This window comes from Oleiphilus sp. HI0128 (assembly GCF_001635365.1).
The window spans coordinates 1-14,897 of sequence record NZ_LWGG01001571.1 but is presented as its reverse complement, the minus strand read 5'-3'; the positions used below and the strand labels follow the sequence as shown (position 1 = coordinate 14,897).

The window sequence follows — 14,897 nt, the reverse complement described above, 5'->3', positions numbered from 1 at the left end:
ATTAGCATGCCAACTTCATAAATAACTTTGATTACTTTTTATTTTCTTATTATATTCAATACCTTATACACAAACATATTTCACTTAAAAGTCTCGAGTACGGATTTCGTCAAACATAATACCTACTAACACCCAGTAAACGTCAAAAATCCATCAGGCAGATTTGATCTGCTAATCCCCCTCCTTTATGAGCCTCTAAAAAACAAATTTAACTGAGTATCGGCAGAGAAAAACACATAGAACAACTACAGTAGACAAGTAAATAGCCCGAAAAAGACTGAGAGAAAGTAACAATGGCTATACTCAACTTTCTACAGGCGAAAAAAAACCTCGATATCAAATTGATATCGAGGTTTTTTATATGGCGTCCCCTAGGGGAGTCGAACCCCTGTTACCGCCGTGAAAGGGCGGTGTCCTAGGCCTCTAGACGAAGGGGACAGTAAACTGTCCTGAATGATTTGGTGGAGCCATGCGGGATCGAACCGCAGACCTCAACGCTGCCAGCGTCGCGCTCTCCCAGCTGAGCTATGGCCCCGCACTGGTGTGCTGTGCATCATTCAACGGGGGCGTATATTATTGAAGTCTCCCCCCCGAGTCAAGACTATTTTTACACTTCTTTTAACTTTTTGATTTCTGCGCTAAGCGATTGATATTCCTTCTCTACTCGCTTGGTTTCTTTCTTGGAAAAGCCACCCAATATGCTAACAGCATGACGCAGCCTGGCACGACTCATATCTGGCCCTAAAAGCGCCATAGAATCGACTACTGACCAAGAGTTTGGTGTACCAGCAATAGCGATAAAGATTGGCTGCATGCAATCACCTATCTTAAACTCCATCACCTTGGACAAAGCCTTAATCTCGGCAAAGATATTATCTTTGTTCCAATCACGTAATGATTCCAATTGCCACAAAGCAAACTGCAACACGCGTTTAACTTGCCCTTCTTCTAGTTTTTTATGCGCAAAATCTGCAGCCTGTAATTCCAGCATACCTGAAAACATAAAGGTGCTTAATGGTGCGATGTCAGCAAAGGTCGATACACGCCCCTGTACATGCTCAACCAAAGGTTTAAGGTTTGCCTCGTTGAATGCCCAAGCTTGAGCGCGCGCCATAAATTCGTCAGCACTTAGATTTTCACGAATCCACACGCCATTCAACCAGCTTAGCTTTTCGACGTCGAAAATCGGTCCACCAAGCGAAACACGTTTAATATCGAAGTTCTCAATCATTTCCTGTAGTGTAAATTTCTCACGCTCATCAGGCATAGACCAACCCATTCGCCCCAAATAGTTAATGACTGACTCGGGTAAAAAACCAGCACGCTCATAATAATTAATACTGGTTGGGTTCTTACGCTTGCTTAGCTTGCTCTTATCCGGGTTTCGTAATAATGGCATGTGACATAGCACAGGCATCTCCCAGCCAAAATACTTATACAACAACTGGTGCTTAGGTGCCGAGTTAATCCACTCTTCACCACGGATAACATGCGTGATCGCCATCAAATGGTCATCAACTACATTCGCCAGGTGATAAGTAGGCATACCGTCTGACTTAAGCAGAATTTGAGAATCGACCTGAGACCAGTCAATCTCTATCTTGCCACGTAACATATCGTCAATTTCGCAAACACCTTCGTCCGGAACTTTCATACGAATAACATGCGCATCGCCACGAGCTAAACGTTCTTTGACTTCGTCACTAGATAACTCAAGGTCACCTTTAATCCCAGGGTTTAAACCCGCCGCTTTTCGCTCTTCACGAATCGCATCAAGCTCTTCTGGTGTACGAAAACAATAAAAGGCATTACCCTGTTCGACCAACTGCTCGGCATAGGCACGATAGTCGTCTTTTCGCTCACTCTGGCGATAAGGCCCATAATCACCACCTACATCTGGACCTTCGTCCCAATCAAGCCCTAACCACTTCATTGAAGATAAAATATCACGTTCCGATTCTGGCGTGCTTCTCGCTTGGTCAGTATCTTCAATTCGAAGGATAAACTTACCTCCGTGTTGCTTGGCGAAACACATATTAAACAATGCAATATATGCTGTACCAACATGAGGGTCACCCGTTGGGGATGGTGCGATTCGTGTTCTTACCATTTGTGTCATTAACGTTATGCCTATCTGATTTTTTACTGTGTCAACGCTGGTATCGAGCGCTTAAATATTATCTGTATACCTTACTAGCCGTAACCACCAACAAAGGGGTTGTTGGCTTTTTCATGCCCTATGGTCGACATCGGGCCATGACCCGGAATGAATTTCGTTTCATCCGCCAATGCCCAAAGCTTAGATCGAATCGACTTCGCAAGCGTGTCGAAGTCGCCCTTAGGGAAATCCGTACGCCCGATTGAGCCTTGAAAAAGAACGTCACCAACGACCAATAAATCACTACCTCGATGGTAAAAAACGACATGGCCTGGCGTATGACCAGGACAATGTAGCACTTCGAGAATCTCGCTCCCCACTTCAACCGTATCGCCCTGTTCCAGCCACTGGTCAGGCGTAAAGATCTTGGCAGCAGGAAAACCAAACATCTGGCTCTGCTGAGGCAGCATATCAATCCAAAACTTATCTTCTTTATGAGGGCCAACGACAGGCACCCCACTCTGCTCAGCTAAATCCGCCGTTGCACCGGCATGATCAATATGCGCATGTGTCAAAATTACCTTATCAAGCTGAAGGCCTAAAGATTCAAGCTCAGCCAAAATTTTGGGTAAATCACCACCAGGGTCGACAACTGCCGCTTTTTTACTCTGATCGCACCACAAAATTGAGCAGTTCTGCTCAAAAGCCGTTACCGGCACTATCTTATACTGTAAACTCATGAAAAAATTACCGATAGAAAACAAGCTTATATCGCTGCTATATAGTTTGTGACAAGGGATTAAACTAATCGTCCGAACTGCACAGCAATTTTCTGACATGCATTATCCCTGAAGAAGAATGAAACTCAACCAAAAACGTATAAATGGATGCAAGGAAATGCCTTCAGTCAGCTATGCGTTAGTCACAATAAAGGACGATAACGATGCTGCTTAAATATAGCTACCCCTCAGTCAAACGGTCTTCAAAGTTTACTGCACTCATACTCGGTACAGCGCTCTCTGGCTGCTCATTTATTGAACTAAACCCTGGAGCCAAGCACATCATCTTTGCCAATGACGAGAACTGCGAATTGATCAATACATTTGAAGCGAGTGTACCGACAGAAAACGCTTTTATTACACGAAGTGATAAAGCCATAAGTGAAGAACTTCAAATTCTGGCACAGAACGCAGCATTTGAGCAAAAGGCAAATGCGATCTGGCCAGAGTCAGAGATTCTTGAGGGAAAACAACGCTTCAAGTTACTGCGATGTGACAGATAAACAAGTGCTTACGAGTACTATACCAACGCAAACAACATGGCGAGCCACAACACTGCTAAAGCCATCATACTCGCAGCAAAGCTCGCAAACCTTAGGCTGACATTGTTGTTACCCAAGTGGACAAAAGAATGTACTAGCCGCAAAGCCACATACAACCAAGCAGCGACAACTGACACAAGACCAACGCTATCCGTGATATAAGTGAGTATAACCCCAACATAAAATAAGGGTGGTACCTCAAAGTGGTTATGAATATGGCGAGTGAGAATATGGAGCCTTTGCGGCTCCTGCCCTTCATTGTATGAACGATAGTACTTCATACTAACTTCACCGCGTTTAATTGCCGCAAAGCGTGTTAACCCTAGTTTAAAAACTAAAAAAGAGGTTAATAAAAACATCGCGATAGCGGGATAGATAATTCTAACTGTATCCATAAAAGTCTCGTCTATTGTTGTGGAGTACCTATCTATTGTGCGGTATTGACTAATGCACAAACGCAAGACCACATTCACATAAAGCGAGACCTTGGTCAATCACTTGTATAGACTTGAAACTCTGTAGATCACTCAGAGAAACAAAGCACCAGAGAGCCCTTAAGACTCTAACGACTCGATAAAAGCCTGCATAAACCTGGCCGCCTCTGCACCGCTGGCTGCGCGATGATCAAAGCTCAGCGATATAGGCATAACTCGACCAACCTTTATCTGTCCGTTTTCAACGACAGGCTCATCACGAATTTTCCCCACACCCATGATCGAAACCTGTGGCGGAACAATTATAGGTGTAGCGTAACGCCCGCTTAACGAGCCAAAGTTGCTTAGACTAATCGTTGCACCAAGTAGCTTTTGAGGCTTAATCGTACGGTCATGAACTGATTGAATCTGTTTCTTCATGATTTTTCTGATTCTAGCATCGTCTAGAGTTTGCACCTTTCGAATCACCGGAACGTATAAACCCTGCGCGGAATTAACCGCCACACCTAAATGAATATCTTCGAATAACTGAATACCTAAAGCTTCCTCATCAAACCAGGCATTGAGTATTGGCTCCTTCATACACGCAAAGACAAGTGCCTTAATACATCGGAGCGTGATGTCCTCACTTTTCTTCCAAGTACAAATATTGGCATCATCGAACAGCGTTACGGCTGGAATGTGTTCATGAGATTTACTCATCGTTTGCGCCATGACTTTCCTGGCACCTGTTAATTTAGTGATTGAATCACCACATCTCCCAGGAGAACTTCCTTTCAGCTCATTCTTCTTGTAATGAGCTTCCAGAATTCCTTTCTCTGTAAGCATCCCATAAGACTTTTCACTGAGCTGTTCTGTCAGGCCTATTTTTTCTGCAAAGACCCTGACAGAAGGCGGCGCATTTAAAGTCTGTTTCTGCTTTAAAAGCGCACTGTCAGGCGGGCTGGCATGATCAACAATCATATCCTCATATTGATCGACATCCTTTTCACCTTCTGCAGTTTGCAAACTTCCAACGACCGATACGCTCTTTTGCACATTTTGAGAGACGCCTAGATACTCCGATATCGAAGTATCTTTACCTATCGGGGACTCAGCATTTTCCTTCTCAGTGTATTCTAATAACACTGAACCCACATCAACCATGTCGCCCGCTTTACAGTGAATTTTCCCGATTCTAGCTTCCACAGGAGATGGAATTTCCACAATAGCTTTTGCCGTTTCGACAACTAAAATCAACTGATCAACCAAGACCATATCGCCAGGCTTAATCTTCCACTCAATAATTTCTGCACCCTGGAGGCCTTCACCGAGATCAGGTAGATAAAATTTGCTCATAGCTAAGCCTCCTTGTTTCCGTCTGCGTCAACCGGTGTTGCGGCCCTGCACATCACCGCTGCCAATTCGGTTATTTGCTCTACGCCGGGCAGGTAGTTTGATTCGTTACGAAAATATGGCATTACCGTGTCATAACCAGTGATTCTCGCCACGGGTTCCCTTAAGTAAGGGAAGGCTCTTTCAGAAAGCGTTGCTGCAATCTCCGCACCCAGCCCACAGCTTCTTGGCGCCTCATGAATAACTATGCAGCGACCAGTTTTTTGAACCGACTGGATAATAGTATCGTGGTCTATAGGAGAAATACTGGCAACGTCTATCACCTCACACTCAATCCCATCCCTAGCCAATAAACTTGCCGCTTGCATAGTTTCATTTATGCTCGCCCCCCATGAGACTAAAGTCATATCCCTTCCTTGACGCAATAGAAAGGACTTATCCAATGGCAAGCCTTCACCATCATCCTTTACCTCACTATGAAATAAACGATAAATGCGTTTTGGCTCCAAAAATATAACAGGGTCATTGGAACGAATCGCTGACAAAAGCAGTCCATAAGCCCTTTTTGGAGAGCTAGGCTGTATAACCCGAATACCCGGAATATGTGCAAACATTGCCTCGGTACTTTCACTATGATGTTCGGGTGCATGAATTCCCCCGCCATAGGGGGCGCGAATAACCATTGGGCAAGAAAGGCGCCCACGTGTGCGATTACGCATACGTGAAGCATGGCTAACCAAGTGCTCCATTGCAGCATAAATGAAGCCCATAAACTGTATTTCTGCAACCGGACGCAGGCCTTGAGCTGCCATTCCTATAGTCATGCCTGCAATCATCGTTTCAGCTAGTGGTGTATCCATAACCCGACGCACACCAAATGCTTCTCGTAAGCCCTCCGTTGCGCGAAAAACACCGCCATTAACGGCAACATCTTCGCCAAGCACAACCACTTCTTCACTTTCTGCCATTGCGCGATGCAATGCCATATTAACGGCCTCAATAATACAAACCTTCGATGCGCCAACACTTTCAGGAGCACAGTCATCTATTGCTTTAGTAAGATTCATATCATTCATGGCTATGCCCCTCCATATCAACTGGCTTCAACTTATCCTGAGCGTCGGTATTTTCAAACCTTGTCCCTTCACATTGCGGGCTTATTTTTTTAGTGTTTTTCATACCAAGCAATTTGACCTGCGCGTATTGGTCAAGCAGTGGCTCAGGTAGTGTTTCGAAGAGATAATCAAACATCGCCTCAGGTACGTCATCCTCCTCTATAAGATAGGCTTCAACAGCCTCACTAATTTTCTTCTTAATTCGTATGAGAAGTTCTTTCTCCTTGGATTCCGACCAGTATCCTTTAGACAGTAAAAAAGTTTTTAGTCTTGAAATAGGCTCCTTGTCCCAGGCTGACTTCAGCTCAGAATCACTGCGATAACGTGAAGCATCATCGGCGGTAGTATGATCCCCTAAGCGATAACTCACCGCTTCAATAAGCGTTGCACCTTTACCTGCGTAGGCTTTCTCCAGTGCTATATTGACTGCATGACGCACGGCAAAATAGTCGTTACCATCAACAACCAGTCCCTCAATCCCGGCGCCAATCGCTTTTTGGGCAATCGTTTGCGCGCCGCACTGAATATCGCGGGGGGTCGAAATAGCCCATTGATTGTTATTTACAACCATTACCAAGGGTAGTTGCCACGCCCCTGCCAGATTTAGTGTTTCGAGAAAGTCGCCTTTCGAGGTCGCGCCCTCACCACACGTAACAAGAGATGCTTGATGTATGCCTTTGGTTTTCAGAGCAACAGCTGCACCGGCAGCGTGGCCATATTGTGTCGCTATTGGCACACAAACAGGGAAATCATTTGGGCATGATTTATAATCACTACCACGTTCCAAGCCTCCCCAATACATCAACATCTCTTTTAAAGACACCCCTCGCAAATATTGGGTAGCGAAGTCGCGGTAATAAGGCGCAAAAATATCATCTGGGCTGAGCGCCATACCAATGGCCGTACCAATTGCTTCCTGGCCTAGAACTGAAGGGTAAGTTCCAAGCTTGCCAGTTCGTTGTAAAGCGATAGCCTTATGGTCAAAAGCTCTGATCAAAACCATCGTTTCATAAGCTTTTAGCATTTCTTCTTTGAGCAGTAGAGAATCCGGTAAAGACTGCTTAAGCTGCCCGTCATCGCCAAGAAATTTCGAAAAACTTACATCAAACCTAAGGTTTTCTTCAAAAGTATAAGATTTCATACCGCCTCCTCTATGCTGCAAAGTCTTGAAGACGAGTCAATTTTTCTTCGGCTAGCTGGTCGGCAACAACACTTGTTGCCCTGCCTTTTGAGCTTGAGCCTTGATAAACCTCTTCTAAGGTTCGACCTATCTGCAATATTTTTTCATGTATTCTGGCCTGTAAAACTTCATTTCTTGAAACCAGCTCAAAGTCCGAACGCAAAGACTCACTGTGGGTTAGCGAGGCATAAATCAAACCTCCAGAGTTAATCACGTAATCGGGAGCGTACAATATTCCCTTTTCATGCAGGCGCTGCCCAAGCTCAGGTTTCGCTAATTGAACGTTTGCTGACCCGGCAATTATTCGGCAGCTCAAACGTTCAAGGGAAGACTCATTGATGACATTACTTAAACCGCAGGGGGCAAAGACAACGCATGGCTCCTGAACAATCTGCTCAGGGCTGACTGCGTGACTTGCAAACTCTCTTAAGGCGGACTCAACCCTTTCTCTATTAATATCAGCCACAACAATCTCTGCACCAGATTCTGCGAGCAGCAAACCAAGTTCGTAACCAACATTGCCAATTCCCTGAATAGCAATACGTAGACCTTTTAAGCTTTCTGTTCCTAACTTGAAATTGACGCTTGCCTTTATTCCTTCAAATACACCAGCAGCGGTATAACTTGACGGGTTACCAGCATCACTCGTACTGGTAACATGCGATGTCACAGTCTGAATAATATCCATTTCTCTCGCACTGGTGCCGGAGTCAATCGCAGTAATATACCGACCGTTTAAGGATTCAACAAAGCGCCCGAACTCACTAAATAATGACCTTCGATCAAAGTGACGATCAGGAACCATGATGACCGACTTGCCACCGCCTTGAGGAAGCTCTGCCAAGGCAGCTTTGTAGCTCATGCCTTTAGCTAAGTTCAGCGCATCTTGAAGGGCGTGTGATTCACTTGGGTATTTAATAAAACGGCAGCCGCCCAGTGCAGGACCCAGTGCAGTATTGTGGATGGCAATGAATGCCCTGAGACCGCTACTAACATCGTACCTAACGTGCAGCTCATTGACCTGGTGTTGATCCAGTAATTCAAACATGATGCTATCCTCTCAGAATAACTTACGATTGTTTGAATATATACTGGCTTATGACCACGACTACTCAAACAAGTCGTAAGAGGTGGTAACCTCGCGTCGATAGAGGGAACGCGCAAATATAAATTTTGGTGTGATGCAAAAACTGTTTATTTTTTGCACACTACAGTTCGAGTATAAAGCGACTTAAAAGGCTCTGTGAAGGGAAAGTAACAAATATTTACGAGATCACATACAGGGGGAAATAGGCTTTTTCTTTTTTTAAAGTGGTAATAGGGCAGCTATATCGCTTGAATTTCAGCAATGCAGCTTGCGCACAAACAACATAAACCATTACCAAATTTTGATGCTTCAGCACGTTGATTAGAGTTCAAGTTAACGGAGGCGCACCAACAAGGCTCTTCCCGAATACTAACAGTATTAGGTGGTATCATAGCCCCCGTTGAAAGGTCTTTTTTAATGACATTCAAGCATAGGTTTGCTTTGCCACATCTGGGGCAAATATCTTCTTTAGGGGGATGCAGTTCAGTCATAGAAAGCTAAACACCTAGGCAAGCCCTCGTTAAAATCAATTAACGAGAAGTACTGCCCTTTCCTTTACTCTTACGTGTTGAGTTTTTACCACGGCGGTTACCAAATTCTCTGGATTTGGTAATACGGGCTTTTTTAGCTCTCTGCTTCTCATTCATTTTGTTAGTCGGACTAGCGAAAGGGTTATCACTCGACTTAAATTCAAAACGAATTGGTGTACCTTTAATCTTAAGTACTTTCCTGAAGCTCTTCTCTAGATAACGTTTGTAGCTATCTGGCAGGTCATCAGTCTTAGATCCATGCACTACGATGATAGGCGGATTTGATCCCCCCTGGTGAGCATGACGAAGCTTGACCCGTCGGCCACGAACAATTGGTGGTTGGTGATCAGATACTAAATCTGAAAGCAACTCTGTCAAACGTTTGGTCGGCCACTTATCGAAAGCAGATTTATAACCCTGGTCGATAGACTTATATAAATCCCCCACCCCGGTTCCATGTTTGGCTGAGATGAAATGAATTGGAGCATAGTCAAGGAAAACTAAACGTCTATCCAACTCTCTCTTTACTGATTTTTTGTCATCTTGGGTCATTCCATCCCACTTATTGACCGCCAATACCAGCGCTCGCCCGGCATCCATAGCAAAGCCAATCAGGTGAAGATCCTGCTCAACGACACCTTCTCTGGCATCGATAACGACAACAACAACGTTGGCATCTTGTATCGCTTGCAAGGTCTTGATGATGGAGAATTTCTCTACCGCCTCTTTAACATTTTTCCTACGGCGCACACCTGCCGTATCGATCAAGGTATAGGGCTTTTCTCGGCGTTCGTAAGGAATATAGACGCTATCTCTCGTGGTACCAGGTTGATCATAAACAACAACACGGTCTTCACCAAGCAGTCGATTAACCAAGGTAGACTTACCAACATTTGGTCGTCCGATAATACCAATTTTACAACCATTTGCTTCATCATCTTCCTCGATTTGTTCCGGGAAGTCCTCCATTGCATCTTCGATCAGCGATTTAACACCGCGGTTATGAGAGGCTGCGGTTAAGCGCAGCTTCTCCATACCCAGCGAGTAGAAATCATTGGCAACAGTATCAGCATTAAGGCCATCAATTTTATTAACAACCAGGGTATAAGGTTTTCCCGTTTGTCGGATATGACGAGCTATCTCTTCATCAATAGGGGTCAATCCATCCCGGCCATCCACAACAAAGAAGATTAGATCAGCCTCTTCTATTGCCAACAAGGACTGCTCAGCCATGACAGCATCGATCCCGACTTCATCACCACTTATACCACCGGTATCGATAGTAATGAACTTCTTATCCAACGCCACTCCAGAGCCGTACTTACGATCCCGAGTTAAGCCTGCGTAGTCTGCGACAATTGCATCTTTTGTTTTGGTCAAACGATTGAATAAGGTAGATTTACCTACATTAGGACGACCTACTAGCGCTATTACAGGAACCATCTATCTACCTTTAATCTCTATATTCGTTAGACGACTCTTCGAAAAGTCTTCTATTTCTAAACCTCGAACCCAAGGGTCTAAGGTCCTTTACCTTCGAATTCAACTGATACGATACTATGTCACCAGAACGTGCATAAACATATAGCCGGTCGCCCTTTACAATCATCTCACCCATGACACCATCACTGTCAGGGTATTTCCGTGCAAGTACTTTTCCATCCAGCACTGATAGCACATGGATATAGCCCTCGAAATCAGCGGCCATCACAAACTGGTCAAAGACCACTGGTGAGCCTAAACGACGATATAAGAACTCTTCATTTCGCCACAACTCCTTTCCACTTTGCTTATCAAGCGCAATAATCTCACCTTTATCCGTGGTAACAAAGAGCTTGCCAAAGCCTAACGCGAGCTTGTTAAAAGATGAAATTTCTTTAGACCAAATTTCCTGCCCATCGAGCGCACTTAAAGCAAATATTTTACCTTGGTAAGCGGCTGCATAAAGGGTATCACCATCAAGCAAAGGCTGACCATCCGAGTCGACCAAACGCTCTAGTTCTGTGCGCCCTTTTGGTAGAGCAAGTGTTGCTTTCCAGAGAGGCAAACCAATGTCGTTCCTCAATGTGAGCAACTCACCATTGGCGAAGCTAGTCACCGTATACTTCCTCGATACTAAAGGTTTGGCAGTACCTCGTAAGGAAAGTATCGGCACAACACTATCATGACGCCAGCGTTGCTTGCCATCTTGTGCCCCGAAAGCAGCAACTTTGCCATCAATAGTTTGAACGATCACCAGTTCTCCGTTTACTGCTGGCGGAGCCGTTGCTTCACTGCTTAGCGGAGAGCGCCAATTCTCTTGGCCATTTTCAAGTTGTAGTGACACTAAATAACCAGAAAACGTCACAACATAGAGGCTATCTCGGTCAACTGCTAAGCCGCTGCTAATAGTCTCATCCAGCTCATGACTCCAGAGAGTCTTACCGGATAAACGATCTATAGCACTAAGTAAGCCTTCAGTATCGACTGAGTAAATCTTATCATCTCTAAGGATAGGTGAAAGCTGAAGCTTTAGTTCTTGATCACCTTCTCCTACCGACTTCTTCCATATACGTTTAAAGTTAATTTGGTCTTTGAAGTCGATATCAAGCTCTGCAGGCTGATTTACTGGCGAACTACTACAAGCAGCTAGCAAACAAGACAAAAGGCCAAGAAAGGCGACCTTTTTACACCACCGATGTATTTTCTCTAGCGCCATGCTATGAAATCCCTAATGCAACTTAGCGTTCTGTATGATTACTTCAAACACTATATAAAAACAAAAAAGGCAGAGCTTAGCTGCCTTTGAAAGATAAATTCTCGCCCCTTTGTAGTTTTCAGCCTAGGCAATGCTGGCTGACAAAAAGGGGCAAAATTGATTATAGGGTCTTAGGATCGATACCTAAGTCTGACAGCTTAACCGCCAACAAAGGTTGCGCCTGAGGCTCTTCTTTAATAAGTTCGAAAGCATTCTTGTATGCCTCGATAGCGCCAGGGATATCACCTTGTCGCTTTTTAATGTCACCCTCTATTTCAAGGTAGCTCGCTTTAAACGCCTCTTCACTTGGCTTAAGCAAGGCCAAAGCATCGTCATGCTTTTCTTGCGCAGATAAAATACGAGCTAAACGAGCGGTGACAATATGTTGAAGACGAACATCTTCTGTTTTTGATAAAACCCAATTTAGCTGCTCTGCTGCACCTTCGTAGTTTTTGTCTTCTACCAGGTCTTTTGCCATAAACATCGCAGCATACAAAGCGTATTCAGTGCCCTCAAACTCATCTTTCAGTTGCTCTGCCAAGTAGCTGACTGTTTCCGCTTCGTCTTCACTATCAAAATCGTTTTGCGTAGCGACTGTTACCAATTGTTGATACTGCAAAGACGCTGCTGTTTTTTCCTGAATCACATTGTTCTGGTAAGCCTTCCAGCCAAACACAATAACCAGCGCTGCACCAATACCCATCAATAGTGAATTACCGTTATCGCTCCACCACTTTTTCAATGCCGCCAGTTGTTCATCTTCTGTTGAAAGGTTGTCCACGTCTTGCTCCTGTCTACCTTGTTTTTGTCTTGGCACCCTTACAGGGCACCTTCGTTATCATTGTATTGCGCTGCATTATAACCGACTCGGTCGAGTTCGCAGCATTAAAAACAGCTAGTGTTGCTTACTTTTTGGCAATACAGCCAAATTCCCGGCAACTCCCAAGCTTTAACTAAATGCAGAATTCACTTCTGTTAAGAGCTCTGCAAAACTAACCAGCTTTTGCCCACCCTCACCTTTTAGTCGTTTGACTACCAACGTATCATTTTCCAGCTCCTGTTCGCCAATAATGATACCAAGAGGTGCGCCAGACTTATCAGCTTTTTTCATCTGACTCTTGAAACTACCACCGCCTGCATTCTGCAGTACTCTCAAGGAAGTTTCACTTCTAAGCAACTCAGCAACTTCAAAGGCTTTATGTAAAGTACCTTCTCCTGCCGCCACAATAAAAATATCGACATGCTCGCTTACCGACTCAGGGACAAGCTTCAGCTCTTCAAGCAGTAGCACTAAACGCTCTACCCCCATTGCAAAACCAACTCCCGGAGTTGGCCTTCCGCCAAGCTGAGCAACCAGACCATCGTAGCGCCCACCAGCACATACCGTGCCTTGAGCACCTAAGGCATCTGTCACCCACTCAAAGACCATTTTCGAATAATAATCCAAACCTCGTACTAAGCCATGATTAACACGATACTTGATATCTGCATGATCCAGCAGCGACAACAGCTCGTTAAAGTCATCCTTAGACTCGTCTCCATAGAAATCGAACAGACTTGGCGCATTCGCGAGAATCTCTTGGGTCTTAGTATTTTTGCTATCCAGGATTCTTAGAGGATTGGTTTTCATCCTACGCAGACTATCTTCGTCAAGCTGATCAGCATAACCTTCAAGATAAGCAACTAATGCATCTTTAAAGGCCTTGCGCTCTTCAGGCAAGCCTAAAGAGTTTATCTCTAACACCACATGTTCAGATAAACCAAGCTGCTTCCACAAGCGAGCAGTCATCATGATCAACTCAGCATCAATATCAGGCCCTTTAAAACCAAAACACTCAACACCGACCTGATGGAATTGGCGATATCTTCCTTTTTGTGGACGCTCATGTCTGAACATCGGCCCTGTATACCACAAGCGCTGAGTCTGGTTGAACAATAGACCATGCTGCTCGGCTGCTCGAACGCAGCATGCAGTTCCTTCAGGGCGCAGGGTTAAACTGTCACCGTTTCTATCTTCAAAGGTATACATTTCTTTTTCAACGATATCGGTAACTTCTCCGATAGAGCGTTTAAATAGTTCTGTCTGCTCGACAATAGGCATGCGAATTTCTTGATAGCCATAACTTTGGAGCACACCTTTTATATGCCCTTCCAAGTACTGCCAAACTGCAGATTGCCCGGGTAACAAATCATTCATTCCACGGATAGCTTGTATTTTTGCCAAGGTTTAATCCTTATTATCTAGAACTTCTCTCGAGCTCACTTAGCAAGCAAGAGGAAAAATTACAGTGTTAAATTCTATGCTTTTGCAATCACCTGAGACTCCTGGGCCTCTTTGGCTGCGATCTTGGACCTGATGTTTCGCTCTAAATCATCAACAAGTGTTGTGTTAGCTAATTTATGGTCCGGCTTTCCATCAAGGTAAAGTAAATTATTCGGCGAGCCACCGGTCAGACCAACGTCTACTTCTTTAGCCTCACCCGGACCGTTTACAACACAGCCAATTATCGCGACATCCAATGGCGTCGTGACGTCTTCTAAGCGCTCTTCCAATTCATTCATTGTCTGAACAACATCAAAGTTTTGTCGAGAGCAGCTTGGGCAGGCAATAAAATTAATACCCTTTGAGCGAATCTTTAAACTTTTAAGAATATCAAAACCAACTTTGATTTCTTCAATAGGGTCGGCAGCAAGCGACACTCGAATCGTATCGCCAATGCCATCCATTAATAACATCCCCAAACCCACGGCAGACTTAACCGCACCTGATCGAAAACCCCCGGCTTCGGTAATACCCAAATGCAAAGGCTGTTCAATTTGATCAGCAATCATTCGATACGCAGCAACTGTCATAAAAACATCTGAAGCTTTAAGGCTGACCTTAAAGTTATCGAAATCATGAGCCCGCAGGATATTAACATGACGCATTGCCGACTCCACCAAGGCTTCAGGGGTTGGCTCGCCATACTTCTTTTGCAAATCTTTTTCTAATGAGCCCGCATTAACTCCGATACGAATCGGGATATTTTTCTCTTTAGCACAGTCAATTACTGCTTTAAT

14 protein-coding genes and 2 tRNA genes are annotated in these 14,897 nt (G+C 44.5%); 1 reads left to right on the top strand and 15 read right to left on the bottom strand.

What is annotated here, in order from left to right; genetic code table 11:
• Positions 1-362: 362 nt before the first annotated feature.
• From A3763_RS25855 to A3763_RS25840, 4 genes are all read right to left on the bottom strand, one after another.
• Positions 363-438, bottom strand: a tRNA-Glu gene (locus A3763_RS25855).
• A gap of 21 nt (positions 439-459) precedes the next feature.
• Positions 460-535 (bottom strand) — tRNA-Ala (locus A3763_RS25850).
• Between the two features lie 72 nt (positions 536-607).
• Positions 608-2,119: a glutamate--tRNA ligase gene (gltX, locus tag A3763_RS25845; RefSeq protein WP_068634061.1), complete on the bottom strand. Its 1,512-nt coding sequence runs from the start codon at positions 2,117-2,119 to the stop codon at positions 608-610.
• Positions 2,120-2,193: 74 nt separating this feature from the next.
• The gene (locus A3763_RS25840; protein WP_068510655.1) at positions 2,194-2,838 is read right to left on the bottom strand and encodes an MBL fold metallo-hydrolase; all 645 of its coding nucleotides are present in this window, start codon (positions 2,836-2,838) and stop codon (positions 2,194-2,196) included.
• A gap of 203 nt (positions 2,839-3,041) precedes the next feature.
• Here A3763_RS25840 and A3763_RS25835 point away from each other — a divergent pair, with 203 nt between their 5' ends.
• Positions 3,042-3,380 (top strand): hypothetical protein, encoded by a 339-nt coding sequence (locus A3763_RS25835; RefSeq protein ID WP_068507198.1) that lies wholly within the window; start codon positions 3,042-3,044, stop codon positions 3,378-3,380.
• A 17-nt stretch (positions 3,381-3,397) separates the two neighbouring features.
• On the opposite strand, the gene A3763_RS25830 is transcribed toward A3763_RS25835, so the two are convergent.
• From A3763_RS25830 to ispG, 11 genes are all read right to left on the bottom strand, one after another.
• Positions 3,398-3,814 (bottom strand): MAPEG family protein, encoded by a 417-nt coding sequence (locus A3763_RS25830; RefSeq protein ID WP_068510580.1) that lies wholly within the window; start codon positions 3,812-3,814, stop codon positions 3,398-3,400.
• A 159-nt stretch (positions 3,815-3,973) separates the two neighbouring features.
• The gene (locus tag A3763_RS25825) at positions 3,974-5,191 is read right to left on the bottom strand and encodes a dihydrolipoamide acetyltransferase family protein (RefSeq protein ID WP_068634062.1); all 1,218 of its coding nucleotides are present in this window, start codon (positions 5,189-5,191) and stop codon (positions 3,974-3,976) included.
• Between the two features lie 2 nt (positions 5,192-5,193).
• Positions 5,194-6,255 carry an alpha-ketoacid dehydrogenase subunit beta gene (locus tag A3763_RS25820; RefSeq protein WP_068510657.1) on the bottom strand — a complete coding sequence of 354 codons (1,062 nt, stop codon included), beginning with the start codon at positions 6,253-6,255 and terminating at the stop codon, positions 5,194-5,196.
• A gap of 1 nt (position 6,256) precedes the next feature.
• The gene (gene pdhA, locus A3763_RS25815; protein ID WP_068510584.1) at positions 6,257-7,444 is read right to left on the bottom strand and encodes a pyruvate dehydrogenase (acetyl-transferring) E1 component subunit alpha; all 1,188 of its coding nucleotides are present in this window, start codon (positions 7,442-7,444) and stop codon (positions 6,257-6,259) included.
• Between the two features lie 10 nt (positions 7,445-7,454).
• Complete coding sequence (locus A3763_RS25810) at positions 7,455-8,531, bottom strand: Glu/Leu/Phe/Val dehydrogenase dimerization domain-containing protein (RefSeq protein WP_068510587.1); 1,077 nt, start codon at positions 8,529-8,531, stop codon at positions 7,455-7,457.
• A 278-nt stretch (positions 8,532-8,809) separates the two neighbouring features.
• A complete protein-coding gene (locus A3763_RS30260) occupies positions 8,810-9,061 on the bottom strand; it encodes a cysteine-rich CWC family protein (RefSeq protein ID WP_068510590.1) in 252 nt (83 codons plus the stop codon).
• 39 nt (positions 9,062-9,100) lie between these two features.
• Positions 9,101-10,543, bottom strand: a complete 1,443-nt coding sequence (der, locus tag A3763_RS25800; RefSeq protein ID WP_068510592.1) for a ribosome biogenesis GTPase Der — start codon at positions 10,541-10,543, stop codon at positions 9,101-9,103.
• 10 nt (positions 10,544-10,553) lie between these two features.
• Entirely contained in the window at positions 10,554-11,798 is a 1,245-nt protein-coding gene (gene bamB, locus A3763_RS25795; RefSeq protein WP_068634063.1) for an outer membrane protein assembly factor BamB, read from the bottom strand.
• Positions 11,799-11,958: 160 nt separating this feature from the next.
• Positions 11,959-12,618 (bottom strand): tetratricopeptide repeat protein, encoded by a 660-nt coding sequence (locus A3763_RS25790; protein ID WP_068634064.1) that lies wholly within the window; start codon positions 12,616-12,618, stop codon positions 11,959-11,961.
• Between the two features lie 168 nt (positions 12,619-12,786).
• Positions 12,787-14,061, bottom strand: a complete 1,275-nt coding sequence (gene hisS / locus A3763_RS25785) for a histidine--tRNA ligase (protein ID WP_082880608.1) — start codon at positions 14,059-14,061, stop codon at positions 12,787-12,789.
• A 74-nt stretch (positions 14,062-14,135) separates the two neighbouring features.
• Positions 14,136-14,897, bottom strand: a 762-nt coding sequence (gene ispG, locus A3763_RS25780) for a flavodoxin-dependent (E)-4-hydroxy-3-methylbut-2-enyl-diphosphate synthase (RefSeq protein ID WP_068760729.1), incomplete at its 5' end; no start/stop codon positions are given.